17 protein-coding genes and 5 pseudogenes are annotated in these 22,593 nt (G+C 58.4%); 18 read left to right on the top strand and 4 right to left on the bottom strand.

What is annotated here, in order from left to right; translation table 11 throughout:
• Nucleotides 1-293 precede the first annotated feature (293 nt).
• Nucleotides 294-1,406: an IS630 family transposase gene (locus NHAM_RS04190; RefSeq protein WP_011509386.1), complete on the top strand. Its 1,113-nt coding sequence runs from the start codon at nucleotides 294-296 to the stop codon at nucleotides 1,404-1,406.
• Nucleotides 1,407-1,672: 266 nt separating this feature from the next.
• Here NHAM_RS04190 and NHAM_RS04185 read toward each other — a convergent pair whose 3' ends face one another.
• Nucleotides 1,673-2,701 carry an IS110 family transposase gene (locus NHAM_RS04185; protein ID WP_011509385.1) on the bottom strand — a complete coding sequence of 343 codons (1,029 nt, stop codon included), beginning with the start codon at nucleotides 2,699-2,701 and terminating at the stop codon, nucleotides 1,673-1,675.
• An 87-nt stretch (nucleotides 2,702-2,788) separates the two neighbouring features.
• A pseudogene (locus NHAM_RS24485) lies at nucleotides 2,789-3,477 on the bottom strand (IS5 family transposase); the annotation flags it as partial.
• Nucleotides 3,478-4,002: 525 nt separating this feature from the next.
• On the opposite strand from NHAM_RS24485, the pseudogene NHAM_RS04170 reads away from it, so the two are divergent.
• The 10 genes and pseudogenes from NHAM_RS04170 to NHAM_RS04125 all read left to right on the top strand — a co-directional run.
• A pseudogene (locus NHAM_RS04170) lies at nucleotides 4,003-4,350 on the top strand (transposase); the annotation flags it as partial.
• Between the two features lie 150 nt (nucleotides 4,351-4,500).
• Nucleotides 4,501-6,000 (top strand): catalase, encoded by a 1,500-nt coding sequence (locus NHAM_RS04165; RefSeq protein WP_011509383.1) that lies wholly within the window; start codon nucleotides 4,501-4,503, stop codon nucleotides 5,998-6,000.
• Nucleotides 6,001-6,743: 743 nt separating this feature from the next.
• Nucleotides 6,744-8,054 carry a site-specific DNA-methyltransferase gene (locus NHAM_RS04160; RefSeq protein WP_011509382.1) on the top strand — a complete coding sequence of 437 codons (1,311 nt, stop codon included), beginning with the start codon at nucleotides 6,744-6,746 and terminating at the stop codon, nucleotides 8,052-8,054.
• Nucleotides 8,051-8,542, top strand: a complete 492-nt coding sequence (locus NHAM_RS04155) for a DUF5681 domain-containing protein (protein ID WP_011509381.1) — start codon at nucleotides 8,051-8,053, stop codon at nucleotides 8,540-8,542. Before NHAM_RS04160 ends, NHAM_RS04155 begins: the two co-directional genes overlap by 4 nt.
• A complete protein-coding gene (gene terL / locus NHAM_RS04150; RefSeq protein WP_011509380.1) occupies nucleotides 8,532-9,932 on the top strand; it encodes a phage terminase large subunit in 1,401 nt (466 codons plus the stop codon). Before NHAM_RS04155 ends, terL begins: the two co-directional genes overlap by 11 nt.
• Nucleotides 9,933-10,329: 397 nt before the next feature.
• Complete coding sequence (locus NHAM_RS04145; RefSeq protein ID WP_011509379.1) at nucleotides 10,330-10,623, top strand: helix-turn-helix domain-containing protein; 294 nt, start codon at nucleotides 10,330-10,332, stop codon at nucleotides 10,621-10,623.
• A gap of 140 nt (nucleotides 10,624-10,763) precedes the next feature.
• Nucleotides 10,764-10,985 (top strand): hypothetical protein, encoded by a 222-nt coding sequence (locus NHAM_RS04140; protein WP_041357684.1) that lies wholly within the window; start codon nucleotides 10,764-10,766, stop codon nucleotides 10,983-10,985.
• A gap of 96 nt (nucleotides 10,986-11,081) precedes the next feature.
• Nucleotides 11,082-11,435 carry a DUF3489 domain-containing protein gene (locus NHAM_RS04135; RefSeq protein WP_011509377.1) on the top strand — a complete coding sequence of 118 codons (354 nt, stop codon included), beginning with the start codon at nucleotides 11,082-11,084 and terminating at the stop codon, nucleotides 11,433-11,435.
• Entirely contained in the window at nucleotides 11,432-11,929 is a 498-nt protein-coding gene (locus tag NHAM_RS04130) for a DUF2924 domain-containing protein (RefSeq protein ID WP_011509376.1), read from the top strand. Before NHAM_RS04135 ends, NHAM_RS04130 begins: the two co-directional genes overlap by 4 nt.
• On the top strand, nucleotides 11,919-13,439 hold the full coding sequence (locus NHAM_RS04125) for a recombinase family protein (protein ID WP_011509375.1): 1,521 nt from the start codon (nucleotides 11,919-11,921) through the stop codon (nucleotides 13,437-13,439). Before NHAM_RS04130 ends, NHAM_RS04125 begins: the two co-directional genes overlap by 11 nt.
• 290 nt (nucleotides 13,440-13,729) lie before the next feature.
• On the opposite strand, the gene NHAM_RS04120 is transcribed toward NHAM_RS04125, so the two are convergent.
• Together NHAM_RS04120 and NHAM_RS04115 are read right to left on the bottom strand one after the other, a co-directional pair.
• Nucleotides 13,730-14,281: a TIR domain-containing protein gene (locus NHAM_RS04120; RefSeq protein ID WP_011509374.1), complete on the bottom strand. Its 552-nt coding sequence runs from the start codon at nucleotides 14,279-14,281 to the stop codon at nucleotides 13,730-13,732.
• On the bottom strand, nucleotides 14,281-15,393 hold the full coding sequence (locus tag NHAM_RS04115) for a macro domain-containing protein (RefSeq protein WP_011509373.1): 1,113 nt from the start codon (nucleotides 15,391-15,393) through the stop codon (nucleotides 14,281-14,283). Before NHAM_RS04115 ends, NHAM_RS04120 begins: the two co-directional genes overlap by 1 nt.
• A gap of 265 nt (nucleotides 15,394-15,658) precedes the next feature.
• On the opposite strand from NHAM_RS04115, the gene NHAM_RS04110 reads away from it, so the two are divergent.
• From NHAM_RS04110 to NHAM_RS24480, 7 genes and pseudogenes are all read left to right on the top strand, one after another.
• A complete protein-coding gene (locus tag NHAM_RS04110; RefSeq protein ID WP_245269987.1) occupies nucleotides 15,659-16,333 on the top strand; it encodes a hypothetical protein in 675 nt (224 codons plus the stop codon).
• 4 nt (nucleotides 16,334-16,337) lie between these two features.
• Nucleotides 16,338-17,321: a beta-ribofuranosylaminobenzene 5'-phosphate synthase family protein gene (locus NHAM_RS04105; protein ID WP_041358722.1), complete on the top strand. Its 984-nt coding sequence runs from the start codon at nucleotides 16,338-16,340 to the stop codon at nucleotides 17,319-17,321.
• A complete protein-coding gene (locus NHAM_RS04100) occupies nucleotides 17,318-18,886 on the top strand; it encodes a non-canonical purine NTP pyrophosphatase (protein WP_011509370.1) in 1,569 nt (522 codons plus the stop codon). The genes NHAM_RS04105 and NHAM_RS04100 overlap by 4 nt, the downstream gene beginning before the upstream one ends.
• A gap of 293 nt (nucleotides 18,887-19,179) precedes the next feature.
• Nucleotides 19,180-19,531: pseudogene (locus NHAM_RS04095) on the top strand (integrase); the annotation flags it as partial.
• A 114-nt stretch (nucleotides 19,532-19,645) separates the two neighbouring features.
• Nucleotides 19,646-21,136: pseudogene (istA, locus tag NHAM_RS04090) on the top strand (IS21 family transposase); the annotation flags it as partial.
• A gap of 8 nt (nucleotides 21,137-21,144) precedes the next feature.
• Entirely contained in the window at nucleotides 21,145-22,008 is an 864-nt protein-coding gene (gene istB / locus NHAM_RS04085) for an IS21-like element helper ATPase IstB (protein ID WP_011509368.1), read from the top strand.
• 3 nt (nucleotides 22,009-22,011) lie between these two features.
• Nucleotides 22,012-22,299, top strand: a pseudogene (locus tag NHAM_RS24480) (tyrosine-type recombinase/integrase); the annotation flags it as partial.
• Nucleotides 22,300-22,593 lie beyond the last annotated feature (294 nt).

Here is a 22,593-nt window from a genome sequence, read left to right as displayed (position 1 = left end):
ACGGATGTACTGGGACCTCTAGATCGATTGCGCGTCTCTCATGGGAGGCGGTCTCCAGGTTATCGAAGTGTGATGGGATCCGTCGGCTGCGAAGCCGACGGGCTCTCAGTTATCGTGCGGCATTTGTGCCAAGATAGCCATAGCTACTTGGCTTGAAAGAGCGCATGAATACGAAGCGCCTAATTATAGCGCTGGCGCGGAATTCCGCAGCAACTGGACCTTAGCTAGTCACCTGGAACTGAAGTTCGTTTCATTATAATCTGCCGCATTCGCAAGAGTGCGGGAGCGCAGTTATGGCCAACGCGGCAGGACGCCCGGTTTCTCCCTTGATCCTCAGCGCGGATGAGCGCGCGTATCTCGAACGGCAGGTTCGTCGTCATCGGGTGGCGCGTTCTTTGTCTGAGCGATGCCGCGTCATCCTGCGATGCGCGGATGGCATACCCAGCAAATCCGTTGCGCACGAACTGGGTGTCCATGAGCATACAGTTGGCAAGTGGCGTCGGCGCTTTCTGAAGGGGCGCATCGAAGGGCTCTTGGATGAAGCCCGCCCTGGCAGGCCTCGCACGATTGATGACGATCAGGTCGCTGCAATTATCGAACGCACGCTCCGCTCCACGCCGAGCGACGCCACGCACTGGTCCATCCGTTCGATGGCGACCGCGACCGGCTTTTCGCACACGACGATCCGACGGATTTGGAACGCCTTCGGCTTGCAGCCGCACCGTTCGGAGACATTCAAGCTTTCCAGCGACCCATTATTTGTCGACAAGGTCCGCGATATCGTCGGTCTTTATCTGTCGCCGCCCAATCGGGCCCTGGTGCTCAGTGTCGACGAGAAGAGCCAGATACAAGCGCTTGATCGCAAGCAGCCGGTCCTGCCGACGATGCCGGGCATTCCGGAACGCCGGACGCATTCCTATATCCGCCACGGCACAACATCGCTGTTCGCGGCCCTCGATTTTGCTTCCGGATTTGTGATCGGCAAATGCTACAAGCGCCATCGTGCTGCGGAGTTCCTCGACTTCCTGAAGCAAATCGACGCTCACATTCCCGACGGTCTCGATATCCATATCATTATGGACAACTACGCCACTCACAAAACTGCTGTGATCAAATCCTGGCTGGTGCGACGACCGCACTACCATGTGCACTTCACGCCAACATCACCATCGTGGATCAATCAGGTCGAGCGCTGGTTTGCTGAACTCACCCGCAAGCAGATCCGCCGCGGCGTCCATACTTCGACCAAGCAGTTGGAAAAAGATATCCGCGCCTTCATCGAGCGGCACAATGAAAATCCCAGGCCATATCGATGGACAAAGTCAGTTGACGAAATCCTCGCCTCCGTCAAACACTTCTGCCAGAAAACTCAGCAGACCTTATGCCACGAATTTAGGTTCACCTGACTAGGCTCATCTGTGGACGCCCCCGGAAAAGCAAGAGGGATTTTGGCTTTCTGACGCGCTAGTCGGATGCTGCCATCTGTCCGGCCTCTAGATGCGGCGATGATGCGCCGCGGGCCCGTATGGGAGTTCGCGGACCGGCTCCATATCAGGACTGCGTGCTTCGCAGCACAGTGAACCTATCTGGTTTTGCCTGTCCCGTCTCGTCGACCGTTGCGCCGTACTTGCCTTCGCCCTCTACTCCTTCGACAGCCTCACGCTCTAATCGCTTACGTAGCGGCTACAGCGGGAGCTCGGTAAACTTCGTTGTGGGCGAGCAGCGCCCAAACAGTTCGCGCCATTTTGTTTGCGAGCGCGGTAATAACCAGCATGCGTGGCTTTCGGGCGAGCATGCGCGCCAACCATGATCCTGGCGGCGGCTCGCGGCGGCTGGTCTGGCGCACCAGTGCGGCGGCACCAATGATGAGCAGGCGGCGTATGGTCCGCTCGCCCATCTTGGATGTGGCCCCGAGCTTCTGCCTGCCGCCGGTGGATCGTTGCACCGGCGTCAGGCCGAGCCAGGCCGCGAAGTCGCGCCCTTTGTGGAACGTCTCCACCGGCGGAGCAAGAGCCGCGATGGCAGTCGCCGTGATTGGCCCGACACCCGGTATCGTCATCAACCGCGAAGGCATATCTTCTTCCTTGGCCCGCCTGGCGATCTCGCGGTCCAGCGCGCTGATCTGTTCCGCGAGCATCATTACCATCCCGATCAGCACATCGAGCATCGCACGCGTGGCCTGCGGCAGATCGGAGCCTGGCTCGTCGACCAATGCCAGCAGCCTCGGCAGGTTCGCGGTTCCCTTAGCGGCCACCAGGCCATACTCGGTGAGTTGCCCGCGCACCGCGTTGATCAGTTGCGTTCGCTGGCGAACCAGTAGATCGCGCGTGCGGAAGATTGCGGCGCTTGCCTGGGCCGACTCGCTCTTCACCGCGACGAAGCGCATCGTCGGGCGCTGCGCTGCCTCGCAGATCGCCTCCGCGTCGGACGCATCGTTCTTCTGACGCTTTACGAACGGTTTGACGTAAATAGGTGGGATGAGCCGCACCTCATGTCCCAACCGACCGATCTCGCGAGCCCAATGATGCGCCCCGCCGCATGCCTCCATCGCGACGAAGCAACGTGGCAGATCGCGGAAGAACTCGAGGACCCTGGCCCGCCGAAGCGTCTTGCGGAACACGACCGCGCCGCTCGCATCGGCGCCGTGCACCTGAAAGACCGACTTCGCCAAATCCAACCCGATCGTGCTAACCTCTGTCACGGACGCCTCCTTCAGTGGTGATCAACACCTTCCACTCTGGCACATCGATGCCGTCGAGGGGGCGTCCACCCCATCAGGACTCATTGATCAGAGCCAGAAGATGATGGTTGCTGCGATGCAGATAGCGGACATGAATGTGTGAGCACACCGATCGTAGCGGGTATGGATACGTCGCCAGTCCTTGAGCCTTCCGAACATATTCTCGATTTTGTGCCGCTGGCGATAGAGCACCCGATCATATTCGATTTTCTCTTTGCGGTTTGACTTTGATGGGATGCATGCGGTGATGCTGCGCGCGGCGAGAGCCTGACGGAACCAGTCGGCGTCGTAACCCTTGTCGGCGAGCAACTGCCTGGCGGGCGGCAGCGCATCGATCATCAGGGCCGCGCCTTTGTAATCGCTCATCTGGCCCTCGCTGAGCAGCATGATGATGGGGCGGCCTTGACCGTCGCATACGGCGTGCAGTTTGGAGTTCAGGCCGCCCTTGGTGCGCCCAATACATCGGGAAACAGGCCCTTTTTTAAAAGGCTGGCGGCGGTACGGTGCGCCTTCAAATGCGTGGCGTCGATCATTAATCGCTTCGGAGCGCCGCCCTTACGAGCCAGTTCAGCAAATATCTTGTTGAAGACGCCAAGCCGGCTCCAGCGCACGAACCGGTTATAGATCGTCTTGTACGGACCATAGCCCGGCGGTGCATCGCGCCAGCGCAGACCATTCCTGATAACGAAGATGATGCCGCTGATCACCCGCCGATCGTCAACCCTCGCAATCCCGTGCTAGGTCGCGACCCGTCCGCTGAATGTGGACATGACGATTTCGTTGCCGCACCTGAACCGCGATGCCGTGCATCGCGAACGACGCACTGGCTTAGCTTTTAAATCAGGATCGAGCCGCGCTCGCAGCAGTGAGCGGCGTTACCTCATCTCGTGTCGGTTCGATTTGTGAGCGGAGGCTCGGGAGGCCATGTGACGATCGAACATGCCGCTATGCAAATGCATCGCAAGCCGTGGGGAAGCACCGATCTGCTGCCGTGGGCTGTGACGCCCGCAAACGGCTGTTAATCGGCGCGGGGTCTGGACGCAGATCGGCGCGCTAAGCTATTGATCTGCTCGGCGCGGGAGGGGTCACTCTCCGACGCCTATTCACACCTTGATTCCGAGCCTGCGGCAAACATCTGGCGACGCATCACCGCTGTCGTTATCGGCCTGTTGCCGATCGAGTCTCAGTTGTAAAGACATGTTGCGCGACACCTGCCGCCCGATTTCCTGGATGATGTGACAACATGCATCAGCCACCAGATTGCGCGCGTGCCCTTCGGAGCCTGGAAAACACTGACCTTCGTGGCCGGGCTGCGCTGTGATGGCATGACTGCTCCGATGATTATCAATGGGGCGATGAACGGAGAGATTTTCTTGGCCTACGTCGAGCAATGCCTGGTGCCGACGCTCAAACGCGGCGACATCGTTGTGATGGATAATGTCGCCATCCATCGGGTCGCTGGCGCGCGCGAGGCGATCGAAGCGGCCGACGCGACGATGCGTTATCTGTCGGGACGAACTCCCGACACACGGCAACTGATCCGTCAGGCGCCGATCATCCCGGAAACACCTGAAATCATCTCGATCAGAATTTCTTATCTAACGCTCTAGATAAAGCGATTAGACCTAATTTGGATATCTGCCTATTACAATATGAATCGAAGAGAGTTCGTAGCTGTCTGTCATCCACTTGCGCCAGTCTGACCGAATATGCGGGAACCGAGGTCCGGTTGCGATTAAAATCAGAAAAAGGGTGGTTTCATGAGTAGCTCACACAAAAAGCAAAACACCGGTTCGACCATGAGCACCGGCGTACCGGCGGCCAGCGACCGCAATTCACTGACGCTCAACCCCAATGGTCCGATTCTACTGCACGACGTACATTTCCTCGAGCAGATGGCACACTTCAACCGTGAAAAGGTGCCGGAGCGGCAGCCGCACGCCAAGGGTGCCGGCGCATTCGGTGAACTCAACATCACCGAGGAGATGTCAGCGTTCACCAAGGCCGCGGTGTTTCAGAAAGGTGCGAAGACCGAGATGCTGGCGCGTTTCTCCACAGTCGCCGGCGAAATGGGAAGCCCGGATACCTGGCGCGACGTGCGCGGCTTCTCGCTGAAGTTCTACACCAGCGAGGGCAACTACGACCTCGTCGGCAACAACACGCCGGTGTTCTTTATCCGCGATCCGATGAAATTCCCGCACTTCATCCGCAGCCAGAAGCGGCTGCCGGATTCCGGCCTGCGTGACAATCACATGCAGTGGGATTTCTGGACTAATAATCCGGAGAGCGCACATCAGGTTACGTACGTGATGGGCGAGCGCGGCCTGCCGCGCACCTGGCGCAACATGAATGGCTACGGTTCGCACACCTATATGTGGATCAACGCCAAGGGCGAGAAATTCTGGGTCAAGTATCACTTCCACACCAATCAGGGCATGAAGTTCTTCAACAACGCGGAAGCCGCCGCCATGGCCGGCAGCGATGCCGACTACCATCGCCGCGACCTGTTCGATGCCATCAAGCGCGGCGAGCATCCGAGCTGGACGCTGTCGGTGCAGGTGATGCCTTATGCGGATGCGAAGAACTATCGCTTCAACCCGTTCGACCTCACCAAAGTATGGCCGCACGCCGACTACCCCTTGAAAAGGGTTGGCACCATGACGCTGAACCGCAACCCGGAAAACTTCTTCGCCCAGATCGAACAGGCGGCGTTCTCGCCGGGCAACACGGTTCCTGGCATCGGTCTGTCGCCGGACAAGATGCTGCTGGGCCGCGCCTTCGCCTACAACGACGCGCAACGTAACCGCATCGGTACCAACTTCCATCAACTGCCGGTCAACCGGCCGAAGGTGCCGGTCAACACCTATATGTTCGACGGCCAGATGGCCTTCGATCATAGCGGCAGCGCGCCAGTCTACGCCACCAACAGCGGCGGGCGCACCTGGATGGATCAAACCGGCCCGATTGCCGACGGCTGGGAGAGCGACGGCGAGATGGTGCGCAGCACCTACACGCTGCACAAGGAGGACGACGACTTCAGCCAGCCTGGCACCATGGTGCGCGAGGTCTGGAATGACGCCCAGCGGGCGCAGTTCGTAGATCAAGTCGCCGGCAGTCTACTCGGCGGTGTGCAGGAGCCGGTACTCAGCCGCGCCATCGACTACTGGAAGAAGGTTGACGCCGCGACCGGCAAGCAGATCGAGCAGAAGGTCCGCGCCAAGGCCGCGCCGCAGCCTGCCGAAGGCATGGGCGAACGATAGTCAAGCTAGCCCCTTATGACAAAAAGTCATTTTGGCCTGACCAATCGGTGAGGTATGAGGTCAGTTGCCCTAGGGTAGGTAGCGCCGGCATCGATCACGGCCTCGATGACGTGCAGGCCATCGCATATGGAGCGCGTGGCGTGTTCCACTCCCGATCACAAGCTTGTCGCCGGCGCACAACGCGGCCGGAGCCGCGTCATCGTCGCCTGGCATCCTAGACGCTTATGAGGTCCAACGCGCACGGACGCTCGCGTGCGAATTCGCTGTTCAAATAGACGATCGTCGGCCGAAATACTATGCCTCGACCGACTCGACACCGACGGACGTTGGGAGCCGTTGCCCGAGAGTCGCTTTGTTCTCGGGATCGACATCCACCGACCTGCAATGAATTTTCCAGGCATTGGGCGACTAGAGATGTCGGTGGCGCAGTAACCAACGAGCGACATTGGCGTTCCATAACGCCTATTCCCGCGAAATAGATTCATGTTGACTACGCTCGCGAACTATCACTAATTCATATCGCCCTCACGAGAATCGTCGGACCTTGGGGCTGGGCGATTACTCGGCTATGCTCCATGAGCTGGTCAGGCGACTGGGCAGGCCGTTATGTGGCCATTGCAGAGAATGACCCAGTAAAGCAGCCCGCCGAGATCGCCAGGATCTCTTTTTCAAAACATTATTGACCAGCCATGGCTGGCGAACAGCGGCGCGCGGCCGCGAAGTTCGCTGGCAGGAGATGTCGTATGCATAACATCCAATGCATCGCTGTCGGCTCTCTTAAGCCGAACCCTCGTAACGTCCGCACGCACTCGAAAAGGCAAATCAGCCAAATCGCAAATAGCATTTCGCGATTTGGCTGGACCTATCCGCTATTGGTTGATGAGAACCTCATTACTCTGGCAGGGCATGGTCGCCTACTTGCCGCCCGGCAACTTGGCTTAGAGAAGATTCCGGTAATCGTCTTCGGCGGTCTCAGCGATACCGAAAAGCGGGCCTTGATGTTGGCGGACAATAAAATCGCCGCCAACGCCGGATGGGACCGCAAAATCCTCGCCAAGGAGCTTGGCGAACTCTCCGATCTTCTTCCTGAGATAAATCTCGATATCGAAATAACCGGATTTTCCGCGGCTGAGATCGAACCTTTGCTCGTCGATCTGGTCGACGGAGAATGCGATCCAGCAGATGACGCTCCCCTGCTGGCGAAGGAGGCCATCACTCGCAAGGGTGATCTCTGGACATTAGGCGACCACAGACTCATTTGTGCAGATGCCTGCAGTCGCAAGGCATACCAAGCGCTCATGAAAGATTGTTTCGCGTCGGTCGCTATACCCGATCAACCCTACAACGATTCCATCGTCAAGATCGTCGGGCGAGGGAAGATCAAGCATCGGGAATTCGCCCGCGCATCCGGCGAACTCTCGCCCGAGCAATTTGTGAACTTCCAACGACAATGGATGGAGCTCTGTTCAGAGTTTTCAAAGCCTGGTTCAATCCATTTCGTCTTTATAGATTGGCGCCATCTCTCGGAGGCCCTGACTGCGGGGCACGCTGTCTACAGCGAGCTCAAGAATGTCGCCGTCTGGTGCAAGACCAATGCCGGGCAAGGTAGCTTCTATCGCTCACAACATGAGCTCATCCTTGTTTTTAAAAACGGTGATGCCCCACACCAGAATAACATCGAATTAGGTCGCCACGGCCGCAATCGTTCAAACGTCTGGACGTACGCCGGCGTAAACACATTCCGCGCTGGCCGGATGGATGATTTGTCTGTCCATCCGACCGTTAAGCCGGTCGGACTGGTCCTGGATGCAATCAAGGATTGTTCGCGTCGCGGGGACATTGTCCTCGATCCCTTTATGGGATCCGGAACAACAATCCTTGCTGCCGAACGGGTTGACCGACGCGGCTTCGGCATCGAGATCGACCCGCTCTATGTCGACGTCGCGATTCGTCGTTGGCAGCAATTTACTGGGCAGGATGCGATCCTCGAAGCCAGCGGCTTAACATTCCACGAGATTGAGGCAAAACGATCTACCGATGGAGGTGGCAAATGAGCAAGCGCAGCGATGACGACGCGCGGAGTAACTGCACGGCGTCTCCGACCAAACGTGTGCCACGGGTACGCGCCCGCATATTGCGCAAAGCCAGGAATCCTGACGTCGGCTACGGCAAGCCACCGGTCGAACACCAATTCAAGCCCGGTCAGAGTGGCAACCCAAGAGGCCGGCCAAGAGGACGGAAAAGCGAAGCGAAGATGCTCGATGACGTACTGTATCGCATGGTCGGTGTAAGGGGACCCGGGGGTACGCGCAAGATTCCCGTCTTAGAAGCAATGCTGTACCGCTTCGCTGAGGATTCTCTCAAAGGCAATACGAAGACTGCAGCATTTTTGTTGGCCCGCCATGCGGCGGCAACCTCAATGACCCAAGAGGCGCCGGAACTCAGCGCAGACGACAAGGCGGTCGTCGAAGCGTTCTTACAGGACTTCGCAGCCAAGAACGGAGAGACTAACACAAGCGAATGGCAAAACCATGAAAAATGAGATCGACCTCTTCAATGCGATCCTGCGAAGCAACTTTGCCAGCTTCGTGCATCGTTCCGTCCGAACGTTAAATCCCGGATCGGCCTTTATTCCGAACTACCACATTGACGCGATTGCTTATCAGCTTGAGCGGATCCGGCGAGGCGACATCAACAGGCTCATCATTAATCTGCCGCCTCGCTATCTCAAATCGATCATAACATCAGTGGCGTTTCCCGCTTTTCTTTTAGGCCACGATCCGAGGCGGCGGATCATTTGCTTAAGTTACGGCGCCGAATTGGCGGCAAAGCATGCGGCCGATTGTCGGGCCATCATGATGTCGAATTGGTATCGCAGAGCATTCCCGCAAATGATCGTCTCGCGGACTGCTGACTCCAACATCTACACCTCCGGGCAGGGCTTCCGTAAAACCAGCTCAGTCGGGGGTGCCCTGACAGGTCTGGGAGGAGACCTGTTTATCATCGATGACCCTCAAAAGCCTGTGGATGCACAATCCCAGCCTTTGCGAGATCAATTAAACCAGTGGTTTTCCAATACGCTCGTGTCTCGCCTGGATAACAAGGAAAAGAGCGCCATCATTGTTGTCATGCAGCGCGTCCATCTTGGCGACCTGACCGGCTACCTCACCGAGAGCTCCGATCGGTGGACTGTCCTCAGTCTTCCGGCCATCGCTGAAGTCGACGAGCGCATTCAAATCGGCGATTCGCGATACTACGAGCGTCACGCCGGTGAAGCGCTGCACGAGAAATACGAATCCCTGGCCACTTTGGAGGATCTACGTCGGGAAATGGGGACGGAAGCGTTCAGTGCGCAGGATCAACAAGCCCCTGTACCGCCGGGCGGCGCGATGATCCAGCGGCGATGGCTTCGTTACTACGATGTCCCTCCCGAAGGCTCGAGCAGCGCACGGATTATTCAGAGTTGGGATTGCGCGGGCAAGGAGGGCGCGCAAAATAGCTGGTCCGTGTGCACCACCTGGCTGGTCGATAAGGGTAAATACTATTTATTGGACGTCACGCGAGGTCGCTTTGACTATCCGAAGCTGCGTCAGTCGACGCTCGCTTTAGCCGAAAGATACAATCCGACAGCCATTCTTATCGAAGACGCGTCCGCAGGCATCGCGCTCGCTCAGGAACTCCGACAGGCAGGGCGCTTCCGCGTTCAACCGATTCCGGTCGATCGTGACAAGGTCACGCGCCTCTACGTTCAGGCGGCCAAGTTCGAAGCTGGCCACGTTTATTTCCCCAAGCAAGCGCCTTTCCTGGCTGACCTCGAGGCCGAGTTGCTTACATTTCCGCAAGGGAAGCATGATGACCAGGTCGACAGCTTGACGCAGGCACTCGCGTTCAATGCTTCCAGATATGATGAGACGCTTTCCTGGGTCGGGTAACCGTTCAGGCGATGTTACCGACTATCACTAGCGTGTAGCCTGGCCACAGGATCATATCCTGATCCTGTGGCTCCAATCTTCGCCATAAGATTATGCCAGGCGATAACCGCCGCAGCTTGCGTTTCGAAGGAGCCCCTTCCAAGCGTCCAAACAAACCACGCTCGTGCACGCTGGAAGTTGCCCCCAAATAGAACGCGCCCAACTTGGCATAGTCTGACGCGCCACTTGGCACGGCGGACTGCTACCACCGTTAAAAGTGCGAATTGAGTCCCTCGGACATAATCGCGCTGTACGATCGATTTACGCCATTAGCACCGCAGGTCCGGAAGCCTGGACGACGAATCCGAGCTTTTCTAGCTTTGGGATAATCCCGTCTCGGGATCAGCTTGCCCGCGCGATGACAGCTTCCGCCCGCGGGATCGACAAGACCGTCCATTCCTCCGACCAGGCCGCCTTTTGCGCCCTGATGGTCGCTGCCCGCAAGCGGGCTGGCCTGACCCAGCATGAGCTGGCACGCCGTCTCAAGCGCCCTCAATCCTTTGTCGCCAAGTACGAAGGCGGCGAGCGGCGGATCGACGTTATCGAGTTCGTTGCGATCGTGCGGGCCATTGGAGCTGATCCCGTCAGATTGCTGCGAGACCTTATAGCCGGCAAGCCGCCGGCCAAGCCTCGACGCGCGTCGGCGAAATAAACCCACCTTCCGCGCGCTCTGGTCACCCTCGATCACATCGTGATCCGGTGCCCGCAGTCTTCGCCACAAGATTATCAAGTTTCCGCTCGACTTCGCGCGACGTCAGAGCGGTAGTGGGTCCAACTTTTAAGGAGGGCCCGATGGAGCGCGCCAGCATTGAACCAGCGATCAAACTCATCATTGCCGAGGTCCATAACAAACTGAGCGAAGCGGCACGAATTGCCAAGGCCGCGGAGGCTTGCGCGGTCGCAGGCAGTATCACTGAGGGTCTCGAGGTCTCCATGGATATTGAGCAGCTCATTTATGAAGCAGGGCGCTTGCATGATGCGGCTTCTCTCCTGAACCGGCTCGCGACGGACTAGCCGCGAGCCACCTTACGGACTTCTCCACCCTCGCCCGGGTCGGCGAGGTCGTGTCAGTGGCACCGCCTGATGGTGCCGATGACAGAGGAGATCAAAATGTCTGCCAGCAAACGTAAACCGAAACCGGCAAAGGCCGCCAAAACGCGTTCACGCCGTACCTATAAAACAAAATCCAAAGCGGGATTGGCGACCAAGCCGGCCAAGGCCGTCGTTGCCGCACTCCGAGTGAAGGACCGCTCCAGTCCCTCGAAGCAAGATTCGGTACTTGCCCTGCTCCAGCGTCCGAAGGGCGTCACGATCCCGGAGATCACCGAAGCCACTGGCTGGCAGCCGCATTCCGTGCGCGGCTTTCTGTCCGGCGTCGTCAAAAAGAAGCTCAAACTCAAGGTCGAGTCGAGCAAGGACGGCAGTGACCGGACCTATCGCATCAAGGGTCGCGCGTCGTCATGATCCGGCCGGCACGCCTCGTCGGCAGCGATAGGGTTGTCGAAGCCGAGCTGGCCAAACTCCCGACGATGCCGATCGCGAACCTCAGAATACGGTATCGCGAGCTGTTCCGGGCTGAACCGCCAAAAGCCTTTGGCCCGGACCTGCTCCGCCGCAGCATCGCCCAGCGGATTCAGGAGCGCACCTATGGCGGTCTCTCCAAGGAGAGCAGCCGGTTATTGAGACAACTGGTCAAGGCAGCCCGGAGCAAACCGAACGGGAAATTGGAGCTGCCGCGCAGGATCAAGGCCGGCTCGGAGCTGGTACGAACCTGGCGCGGCGCAACCTATCGGGTGAAGGTCACCGTGGAGGGATTCGCATTCGAGGGCGAGACCTACGCGAGCCTGTCCGAGATCGCCTGCAAAATCACCGGCACCAGATGGAATGGGCCGCGCTTCTTTGGGTTGCGATCATCGACGGCCCCCTCGGGTTCGGGGAACTCGTCAAATGGCGACTGACCGCCGAGGCATTTTGCGCTGCGCCATCTATACCCGCAAATCCACCGAGCATGGCCTCGAGCAGGAGTTCAACTCGCTCGACGCCCAGCGGGAGGCCTGCGAGGCATATATAAAGAGTCAGGCCTCCCAGGGTTGGCGAGCTCTTGCCGCCCGCTATGACGATCCAGCCTATTCCGGCGGCAATCTCGACCGCCCGGCCGTGAGGCGACTTCTCGCCGATATCGAGGCCGGCAAGGTCGACGTGGTCGTGGTCTACAAGATCGACCGCCTGACCCGGTCGCTGGCCGATTTTGCCAAACTGGTCGAAACCTTCGATGCCCGTTCGATCTCGTTCGTCGCGATCACCCAGCAGTTCAATACCACGACCTCGATGGGGCGCTTGACCCTGAATGTGCTGTTGTCCTTTGCCCAGTTCGAGCGAGAGCTCGCCTCGGAACGGGTCAAGGACAAGATCGCCGCCTCCCGCAGGAAAGGCAAATGGACCGGCGGCACGGTGCCGCTCGGCTATGAGATTAAGGACAGGAAGCTCGCCATTAACAGGGCCGAAGCCAAGTCCGTCCAGACCATCTTCAAGCTTTATCTGCAGACAGGATCACTCAACAAATTGATCCCCGAGCTCGACAAGCGGCAGATTGTCACCAAGCGCCGCAAGACCGAGGTCAAAAAGTATCAGGGCGGGATTCCCTTCACCTATGGCCCCCTCGCCTACCTCCTGAAAAACCGCATCTATCTCGGCGAGATTCATCACGGCGGCAAATGGTTCAAGGGCGAGCACCAGGCAATCCTGGACCGCACCACCTTCACTCGCGTCCAGGACCAGCTTAAATCCAACACCGTCGATCGGCCGAAGGGCCAATCTGCGAACAACGCACCGCTGGCCGGCAAACTGTTCGACGATCGTGGCAACCGGATGGGTCCGACTTTCAGTAGAAAGAACGGCGTCCGATATCGTTTCTACGTCAGCACGGCGTTGCGCGGGCGAAAGCACCTTGCCGGATCGGTCAAGCGGGTGCCGGCCACCGAGATCGAGCAACTGATCGAGCGAACCATTCGGGAGCGGCTCAACCTCGGCCACACTGCTGCATCCGACATCTTCGACGGCGTCGACTGCGCCGTCATCAACGCCAACCACATCCGGATCGCGATGAAGCCGGCCTACGCCGGGCGTCCGATCGAGATTCCCTGGAAAGTAGCAAAAACCAACGCCGCCACGGTCATCGAGCCCACGGACCAGAGTAAATCCGATCCCAAGCTTCTCCAGGCGATCGTCCGCGCCCACGCCTGGCTCAACGACCTCGCCTCCGGTCGCTACGATTCAATCGAGGCGCTCGCTAAAGACGTCAGACTCCATCCCAAGATCATCCGCCAACAGCTGCGCCTCGCATTTCTATCGCCATCAATCGCAGAAGCAGTAATTATGGGAGGAGCGGGAAACACGCCAACTTTGGTGGCGATCCCTAAAACCTTACCGCTCTCGTGGTCCAAGCAGCGGGAAGCGACAGAAAAGTAAGAGCCTGGGATCGACGTCTTCTTTGCGCCCCATGTTTGCCGTTAAGGGCGTCTTTACCACAGCCCAAAAGCAGACATCGCTGACCGCGAAGCCGTAGGTCGAGCCCTTGTGATGGTCGTTGGGCTCCCTCCCACCATCGCCCAGAAGAAGCGCTCCGCCACGAACAATTAAGCCGATTGCCGGAAGCTAAAAGTCCATGGATAGAGTCGCGATTATTGGAATCTGCCGCCGATGTCCGCGGATCATAAGGACAGTATGAGCCTCCAGCCTTAGCAAGGACCATTATTGCCTTAGAGCAGCCCAAACGACCTATAGGCGTCATCGCTGTAGATACCGATCCCTCCGCCGAACGGGAGTTTGTTGTGACTGAACTGGCCGATGGCGTCGTCAATCGCCTTCTGGTTGAACGGGATATGGATGACGCTAGCCGCGCCGTTGTCTATCCTCTCCCGCAGCGCCTCGGGCCACAGCGGCCTCAGCGCGTTGGAGACACGGATCACAGATTGCCCCGGATATGTAGCGATAATGGGGATGCGACAAGTGTCCACCGCGTAGGCGATCTCATAAGGCACGAAGTCCATATCGAACCTAGTCCGCTGACCGATGATGAGGACCATGTTTTTTGAATTATCGAGTCTCGCCCTCAGGCTCCGCTTGATAGTCGCTGCCTGACTTGTGTCCCGCACGGCGGCGACCTTCTCGTGGCTGTTCACGAACTTGAATTCGATATTATCGTTGGTGTGCCACATCTTCAGCGTGCGGTAGTATCTAATGTCTGACGCGGTAGGGTCAGAGTTACCCTCTGCGTGGAACGCAATATAGGTGCCGTTTCGATAAGCCACTAGCGCTTCATCCAATCTCGCTTGATTTCACGGATATCGAGCTGTTCAAAGCATCCCTCGGGTGCCACGATGGTCACTTGCTTGGGCAAGCTGACTTTTCGCCCAAAGTCCACCAAAGCCAGCGTGATGAGCCTGAGCAGGTGTTGCGGCTCTAAGTTGACGCTGGAAAGGCCGTTGCCGATTAGCGGCAACGCCAGCGGTTCGCCGTTGCCATAGTTCTTTACTGATTCGAGCGCGCCCTTCATCGCTTCGAAAAGCATGGGCACCGTTGATCCAGCCTTATGCGTCACAAGGTCGGTTCGGGACATAGCCACGAGGAACGCCTTCTGTGACCCGTTAGCAACGACGGCCGTGGTGCCAATCTCGTAGGAATCCGCTGGCAAGTTCATCCTGGCAGTGGATGTGCAAGGCACGCCAGCCAGAGCTGCCGTCACTGCTTCTCGAAATCGCGTCTCGTCGCCGTGGAATACGTTAGTGATGAACTGCCCGTGGACGGAGGTCTTTGCGATCACTTGTCCAAGACGGCCGTCGAAGAACTCGTTAACGCCAATTAGCCAGTCTGACCTTTCTTCGAATAGGTTACCGAACTTGATTGTGATGTAGCTGTTTGTGGTCGGAACTCGAAATTTCACCTTTCGCTGCTCGTAGGAGTAGGCGACAAACCACATAGCCCCTGCGAGCAGGACGCCGCCCAAGTAAACGTCTCCGTTGGCGGTCAGCCAATCGTTCGCCGAGCTGGAGACACGAGTCACTATTTCAGTGACCAGCCAGATCGCTCCGGCCACACCAAAGGCCCGCGTTAATCCGGCTTTCCAGCGCCGTAGAAAACCGACAGTCAAAGATTTGATGAGGTGAGTCGCCATATCCACTGCCAGATTGGCGGGTACCGCCTTTTGCAGCAATGGATTGTGACGACACATCCACAAGGATCGTCGGAAGCGGTGAAATTCGAAACCACGAACGACTTGCATCGTTGCTGACTTGCAAGACCCTATGACCGTGGAAGCTTGATCGGCGATATTGCCACGATAACGGCAGCTATGCTGCATTTTCGCAACGAAGCCACGTTCCGCTAACGGCTCCGAAAATTCAGCAAGGCGGGAGACTATCATTCGCGCTTATTTCTGGCTGATAGCTGAGTTTCTCACGTGCCTACTATGAAAGAATGTCGGATTGATATTTTATCAAAGCGTTTAACGCCTATAAATACTCCGTTTAAGCTAGCGATGATTCGCAGCGCGGATACAGGCTCGTTACGTGTGTGCAGTTCGCCTTGTTGGGCTCGTGGAAGGGGAGAAAATGCGGTCTTGGTGGTCGCCGACGAGCCTGATGTGGCTTGGCGTTCATTTGGTCCTAGTATTCGGGGGCATGCTCTGCATGACAACCGAGGGTGAAAGAGTGTTCGGTGCAACACTTGCACAAAGCGTGGGTGGCGGTCTGCTTGCGACGGGTATCGCCGGGATGGCGCTATACCTCTACATCCGCTTAACCGAGCGGACGCAGAACAGGCTTGAGGTGATAGCGAGTGCCGGCATCTCAAGCGTTTTCCCGCATCGTTCGGTGCGGATCAAGGAACAATACGACCGTCGTCTCAGGTCGGCGAAGCGGATCGACCTGATCGGTCTAGGCTTGTCGTCCTTCCGTGAGGACTACGCCCGCGAGTTCGCAGAGTGGTCACGTAGGGCCAATGTGCGAGTTCTTATGCTGGATCCAGATTTCCCGACGAAAGCACAGAGCCTCGCTGATTACCGCGACCTTGAGGAAGGCGGCGCAAGGGGGGAAATTCGCGCCGACATCGAAGCATTCCAAGCAGCCGTCGATACCGATGAAGATATAGATCGCGTCAAGTTCCAGGTGCGCCGTATGCGCTCCATTCCTGCGATCAACCTATTGCGGATTGATGACGAGATCTTCTGGGGTCCGTATTTGATGACGGAGCGAAGCCGCAACTCGCCTACCATCCTCGTGCATCGAGGCGGTTTCATGTTCGACCATTTGGACAGCCATTTTGAGGCGACATGGCAAGCTGCCGCGCCGGCAGCGCAGGAGTGAACAGTTGGCTGTCCGAGTGAGCGCGGGGTCGCGCATTCATATTGCCCTAGCTGATATGGGTTTTGCATCGCCCCGCGCATTCGGCGGTGTCGGCTTCATGCTCGACAAGATTGCCGCCGACGTTGAACTAAGGTGTGCGCCCGTAATGTCGTTAGAGGGGGCGAGCGACTTGGACAGGTCATGCCAGTCTGAGTTGACGGCTCTCCTCGAGACGCTGGCCGAAGCGGGCAAAAGACGGGTTCAGGCTATCATCCATAGTCACGCGATTCAGCATATTGGTCTCGGCACAAAGACTGCCCTTAAGCTCGCGGTCATCTTAGCATATCACCACCTAGTTGAGCTTCCAGGCAATCGGGCTGAGCAGCAAAGTCTGAGCGGACGTGGCGGGGCGTCGGGCATCGGCATTCACGGTTTCTTTGAGGGCGGCGTATTGTGGGACGCGGGTAGACCCGCCGAGGAGATCGATCATCTGCTTCCCTCTGGTGCGAGAGCGGCCACCTCAGCACCCGTTCTGATGCTTCGGCTGCCTTTTCCAGCTTCATGGCGAGTCGGCTTGTGCCTACCCAAGGGCGAATTATCGCACGGCTCGGAAGAGCAGCGCTTCTTTGAAGAGAATGCGCCCATCGCGCCCGACGATGCGCTTGAAACAATGGCGTCGCTGTATCACGGGATCCTGCCTGCATTTCGTCTTGAGGATTTGAAACTGCTTGCGTCCTCGCTTGCTTCGATTTCCTACAAGGGCTTCAAGCATCTTGAGATCGAACGGTGCGGCGAGAATGTCATCGAGCTATTGGAGGACTTTCGCACAAAGGGCTATGCTGCGGGCATGAGCAGCATGGGTCCAATCGTATATGTAATCTTCGCAGCCAGTGATACGCGTGCTGTCGCCGAGTTACGGGCGGTTTGTGCCGCACACAATGCACGTTGGCTAGGATGTCATGGCGGTCTGAATCACGGCGCGAGAGCTTCGCGGGACGAATCCGCATGAGGTTTCGATATGGCGACGTCTTCCGGTTTCAACGGCTTCTCAGAATCTTTTTCTACACCTCGAACGCAGACAAGCTGATCCAGGCTAGGCTAATCTTCATGCGTAGTGGGTATCAGCTCACCCATTATCGCAGTCAGCACGAACCCTATGGCGAAGACTATTCCCTCGACACACAGGGGCTACTCACCCAGGCACTGAAGCAGGTCAGCCAGGAGTTTGAACGCCGCTCGGTCTTGTTCGTCGAGGATACGTCACTGCGAATCGAGGCGCTGAGCGGCGCGACAGACTATCCCGGAACGCGCGTTAAGGAGTGGTTCTCGGAAACGAGTTTTGTGGAACTTGATCGCCAAATCGCGCTGCGCGGAGGCGACCGACGTTGTACGGTGAAGTCCGATATTGCGCTTCGGCTGCCGACTCTGTCGCGGCCGGTTTTCTTCCACGGCGAAACGTCGGGATGTGTTGCAGAGGCCCCACCGGCATTCACTACCTCGCCGCAATATCCTTGGCTCACGCCAGATACGTTCAATGGATGGTTCGTCCCCGAGGGGACTAACCGGCGACTAGGTGAAATGGAGTTCGAAGAGTCGCTCCCATACGACTTCCGCGTAAAGTCTCTTACACTGCTAATCGAGCGGCTGGAGGAGCTGAACGCCATTATCAACCTTGGACGATGGAACCATGTGGTACGCCAAGCAGCGGACGCGGAGGGGGAGGTTGGAAGTCAGCTTTCGCTTCTTCCGTTGAATCGGCGCGACGTGCTTATCGTGATCGGCCATAAATGCGCTGGCAAATCTACTTTTGGCGACTTTTTGATGGGGCAGCGCACGGCAGTTTTCGCGCTCGAGGGTAGCACCCTTCTGCGACAAATAGCCGAAGAAGAAGGGATCACAATCAGCAACTCGGCTGACGCGATGACCTTCCTCGAAAAACGGAGTTGGGACATCGTGGCGAAGCGAGCCGCCGACTATATCGCGCGGGAGAACGCCGACATCAACATTGTAACTGGCATGCGAACGGTTGAAGAGGTCATGCGGTTGCGTTCGATGCTGCCGGCGGCGCGGGTGGTATTGATCGAGGCCGATCCCCGTACCCGTTTCGAGCGACACGTCAAGCGGGCGCGCCCCGGCGACGCCCGGACTTTTGGGGAGTTTGCCCGCCTCGACGAGGAGCAGATGCGTTTCGGAGCGCTGCGCGTCGCGAATGAGATCGCTGATGTCGTTGTCCGAAATGACTCCGATGTGCGTTCCTACTTCCGTCGTATCGACGAGTTGGTCAGCACAATCGATACTTTACCGGATGGACGCCAGAGCCTATCCGAATTGCATCGTTCGCTGCGCGCCCTGCGAAAGATTGGCCGTGCCGCGACATGCGATGAGATCGCCGCCGTGACTGCGGACCAGGGATTTGCGGTACGCAAGTACAACAACAATCGAGCGCTTAAGTCCGTGCCGGAATTCGCGACAAGGCTGGAGAAGCGTGGCGAGCTGCTGCGCTATCGTCTTTCCCCGAGGGGACCAGCGCTTCTTCGGCTCCTCGACTTGATTTGCTATGCCAGCAAGCACTGAGACAGTCGTCGCCCATGCACCAGAGCGTGAAGAAGATCGTCCCGAACGAATGCATTTCGAAAGTTCGACCCGTAGCGCCGAATGTCAAAAACTGGGGCGATCGCGGAAGTTCGCCAAATGGCCAATCTGATGAGGGCTGAGGGCTTCGGGCCGAACTCGCCGGTGTGCGGGCCTAGGAATTGTCCGCTTCGGCAGGCCTTTTGTCGATAAGCTGACCGTCTCCTTCCGCCCCCGAGCTGTAGCTCGGGCGTTTTCGTTTCTCCATAGGCCAATCACGGTCAAGGAGAACTGAAATGGGTTATTCTCAATATGATCCTGCCACTCAGGGCCGAGCCGCTTGGAATGCCGGTAAAGACAGTTGGCACGAAGCGGCCTTTCACACAAAAACAAATCTGGGCGATTCGCTTCTTCCTCGATCATGAAGGGCGCGTTCGTGACCGCGCTCTTTTCGATCTGGCAATCGACAGCAAGCTACGCGGCTGTGACTTGGTCAAAATCAAGATTGGCGACCTGGTCGCTGGGCCGGAAATACACATGCGTGCGATTGTCGTCCAGCAGAAGACGGGCCGCCCCGTACAGTTCGAGCTGACCAACGACGTGCGGGCCAGTCTCCTAGCCTGGCTCGAGAGGCGCGGCGGTACAGTCTGTTATTCGGCCTGCAATATTGCCCCCCTGAGCCGGGGGATCGGCGTCCAAAATTGACCCCCGATAGGTTGGTCTGTTGCGCTGCCTGCTTTGGAACGAAGCAGGTGGTTGGGGATGCTGATCGTGGAGACGATTGCGCGGATACGCCGCGAGCACTTCATCAAGGGCAAGACGATCAAGGAGATCGCCCGCGACCTGAAGGTGTCGCGGAACACGGTCCGCAAGGTGTTGCGGTCTGGGGAGACCTCATTCGAGTACGAACGTGCGGTGCAGCCGCGGCCGAAGCTGGGGCGATGGGCCGCTGATCTCGACGGATTGCTGGCGTCGAACGCGGCGAAGTCCGCTCGCGAACAGCTGACGCTGATCCGGGTCTTCGAAGAGCTTCGCGGGCGCGGCTATGACGGCGGCTACGATGCGGTGCGACGTTACGCCAGACGGTGGAGCCAGGAGCGCGGACAATCGACGGCGGCGGCCTATGTCCCGCTGAGCTTTGCACCGGGAGAAGCCTACCAGTTCGACTGGAGCCATGAGGTTGTCCTGCTGCATGGCGTGACGGTGATCGTGAAGGTCGCTCATGTCCGGCTCTGTCACAGCCGGATGCTGTTCGCTCGCGCCTATCCACGCGAGACGCAGGAGATGGTGTTCGACGCCCACGACCGGGCCTTCGCTCTGTTCAAGGGCACCTGCGGCCGCGGCATCTACGACAATATGAAGACCGCGGTGGAGACGATCTTCGTCGGCAAAGGGCGTCTCTACAATCGCCGCTTCATGCAGATGTGCAGCCATTACCTGGTCGATCCGGTCGCCTGCACGCCGGCCTCAGGCTGGGAGAAGGGCCAGGTTGAGAACCAGGTTGGGCTGGTCCGGGAGCGCTTCTTCACGCCGCGGCTGCGGTTCAAAACCCTCGACGAGTTGAACGCCTGGCTGCTGGATAAGTGCATCGCCTACGCCAAGGCGCACCGTCATCCGGAACTGACCGAACAGACGGTCTGGGAAGTGTTCGAAGCCGAGCGGCCGAAGCTCGTTCCCTATGCCGGCCGGTTCGATGGATTCCATGCCGTGCCGGCATCCGTCTCGAAGACCTGCCTGGTGCGCTTCGACAACAACAAATACTCGGTTACGGCCAACGCCGTCGGGCGGCCCGTCGAAGTGCAAGCTTATGCCGACCGCATCGTGATCCGCCAGGACGGACGCATCGTCGCCGAGCATCCGCGTTCATTCGGCCGCGGCGAGACGACCTACGATCCCTGGCATTATGTGCCGGTGCTGGCTCGCAAACCCGGCGCGTTGCGCAACGGCGCCCCGTTCAAGGACTGGGTGCTGCCGGCCGCGATCGAGCGTGTGCGGCGCAAGCTCGCCGGTGCCGACGATGGCAATCGGCAGATGGTCGACATCCTCAACGCGGTGCTGACCGACGGACTGCCGGCAGTCGAGGCCGCCTGTGCCGAGGCGATCGCCCACAGTGTCCATTCCGCCGATGTCGTTCTCAACATCCTCGCCCGCCAGCGTGAGCCGGCGCCACCAGCCAACATCCTCACCCCGGCGGCGCTGACCTTGCGCCATGCGCCGATCGCTGACTGTGCCCGTTACGACAACCTCAGGAGACCGGTCTGATGGAACGCACTCAACTCTTCGACCTCATGAGCGAACTCAAGCTCTATGCCATGAAGGCCGCCTTCGACGAGATCATGGCGACCGCCGTCAAGCGCCAGCACGAACCGCAACGCATTGTCGGCGACCTGCTCAATGCCGAGATCAACGAGAAGCAGGCGCGTTCGATCAAATACCAGCTCACTATCGCCAAGCTGCCGCTCGCCAAGGATCTCGATGGCTTCCAGTTCGAGGGCACCCCTATCAACCAGACGCTGGTCAATGATCTCGCCGGCGGTGGCTTCATCGCCCAGCAACGCAATGCCGTTCTGGTCGGCGGTACCGGCACCGGCAAGACCCATCTGGCCATCGCCATCGCCCGAAGCTGCATTCGATCCGGTGCCCGCGGGCGCTTCTACAACGTCGTCGACCTCGTCAATCGTCTCGAGATCGAGACCCGCAACGGACGCCAGGGTCGTATCGCCGAGCATCTGACCCGAATGGACTTCATCGTCCTCGACGAACTCGGCTACCTGCCATTTGCCCAATCCGGCGGACAACTTCTGTTCCATCTCGTCAGCCGGCTCTACGAGCGCACCTCCATCGTCGTCACCACCAATCTCGCCTTCGGCGAATGGCCCAGCGTGTTCGGCGACGCCAAGATGACCACCGCGCTGCTCGATCGTCTGACCCACCACTGCGACATCGTCGAAACCGGCAACGACAGCTGGCGCTTCAAAAGCCGCGACGATGATCAAACAACCCGCGCTCGCTCCGTCTCCGCAATCCCGGCCAGCTCCGACGGACCGAGCGCTACCGCTAAACCCCGTCGATCAAAGGGGTCAAATTTGGACGCCGATACGGGGTCAAACTTCGGCGCCGATTGACATACAGTCGACGACCATGCATTCCCGAGCCGGATTAACCAGGCGCACCACATGAGCACGAGGCAACACGCCCGCCTTGTCGATGAATGGGTAACTGCGATTGGTCTGCGACGAGCAGAGTATGGCACTCACTCGCTGCGACGAACGAAAGCATCAATGATCTACAAGGCGACTGGCAATCTGCGCGCTGTACAGATCCTACTCGGCCATACCAAGATCGAGAACACCGTGCGCTACCTCGGTGTAGACGTCGAGGATGCGCTGCTCTTGGCCGAGCGAACTGAAATCTGAATCGGGTGCGTGTCAATCGGCGATGCTGGATGGCCGCTCCCAGCGCCTAGCGCCGTTGCTCTTCAGCTCCGACATGGGTGGAAAGCGGACTGGCGGCTTTGGGGCAGGAACTTGGGATAGCTGACAATCGTCCGATTACTGACTTCAAGGCCGTTAAGTGAAGGTCGGCTTTCGGCGGCGGGAATCGGTGAACAGACATTGCGCGTATCGCCCATTTTGATAGTCGCTAATCGCCGACTTCGGCGAAGCCTTTCACGAGGCGGACCGGCGCTCCTCGATCTCGGTTACAAACTG

Source organism: Nitrobacter hamburgensis X14, from assembly GCF_000013885.1.
GTDB classification, from domain to species: Bacteria; Pseudomonadota; Alphaproteobacteria; order Rhizobiales; family Xanthobacteraceae; genus Nitrobacter; species Nitrobacter hamburgensis.
This window is presented reverse-complemented; position numbering and strand designations above follow the sequence as displayed.

Bases quoted from the DNA above. Each gene is read 5' to 3' on its own strand.
- NHAM_RS04190 (WP_011509386.1), top strand. From the start codon at position 294: ATGGCCAACGCGGCAGGACGCCCGGTTTCTCCCTTGATCCTCAGCGCG.
- NHAM_RS04165 (WP_011509383.1), top strand. From the start codon at position 4,501: ATGAGTAGCTCACACAAAAAGCAAAACACCGGTTCGACCATGAGCACC.
- NHAM_RS04160 (WP_011509382.1), top strand. From the start codon at position 6,744: ATGCATAACATCCAATGCATCGCTGTCGGCTCTCTTAAGCCGAACCCT.
- NHAM_RS04155 (WP_011509381.1), top strand. From the start codon at position 8,051: ATGAGCAAGCGCAGCGATGACGACGCGCGGAGTAACTGCACGGCGTCT.
- terL (WP_011509380.1), top strand. From the start codon at position 8,532: ATGAAAAATGAGATCGACCTCTTCAATGCGATCCTGCGAAGCAACTTT.
- NHAM_RS04145 (WP_011509379.1), top strand. From the start codon at position 10,330: ATGACAGCTTCCGCCCGCGGGATCGACAAGACCGTCCATTCCTCCGAC.
- NHAM_RS04140 (WP_041357684.1), top strand. From the start codon at position 10,764: ATGGAGCGCGCCAGCATTGAACCAGCGATCAAACTCATCATTGCCGAG.
- NHAM_RS04135 (WP_011509377.1), top strand. From the start codon at position 11,082: ATGTCTGCCAGCAAACGTAAACCGAAACCGGCAAAGGCCGCCAAAACG.
- NHAM_RS04130 (WP_011509376.1), top strand. From the start codon at position 11,432: ATGATCCGGCCGGCACGCCTCGTCGGCAGCGATAGGGTTGTCGAAGCC.
- NHAM_RS04125 (WP_011509375.1), top strand. From the start codon at position 11,919: ATGGCGACTGACCGCCGAGGCATTTTGCGCTGCGCCATCTATACCCGC.
- NHAM_RS04115 (WP_011509373.1), bottom strand. From the start codon at position 15,393: ATGATAGTCTCCCGCCTTGCTGAATTTTCGGAGCCGTTAGCGGAACGT.
- NHAM_RS04110 (WP_245269987.1), top strand. From the start codon at position 15,659: ATGACAACCGAGGGTGAAAGAGTGTTCGGTGCAACACTTGCACAAAGC.
- NHAM_RS04100 (WP_011509370.1), top strand. From the start codon at position 17,318: ATGAGGTTTCGATATGGCGACGTCTTCCGGTTTCAACGGCTTCTCAGA.
- istB (WP_011509368.1), top strand. From the start codon at position 21,145: ATGGAACGCACTCAACTCTTCGACCTCATGAGCGAACTCAAGCTCTAT.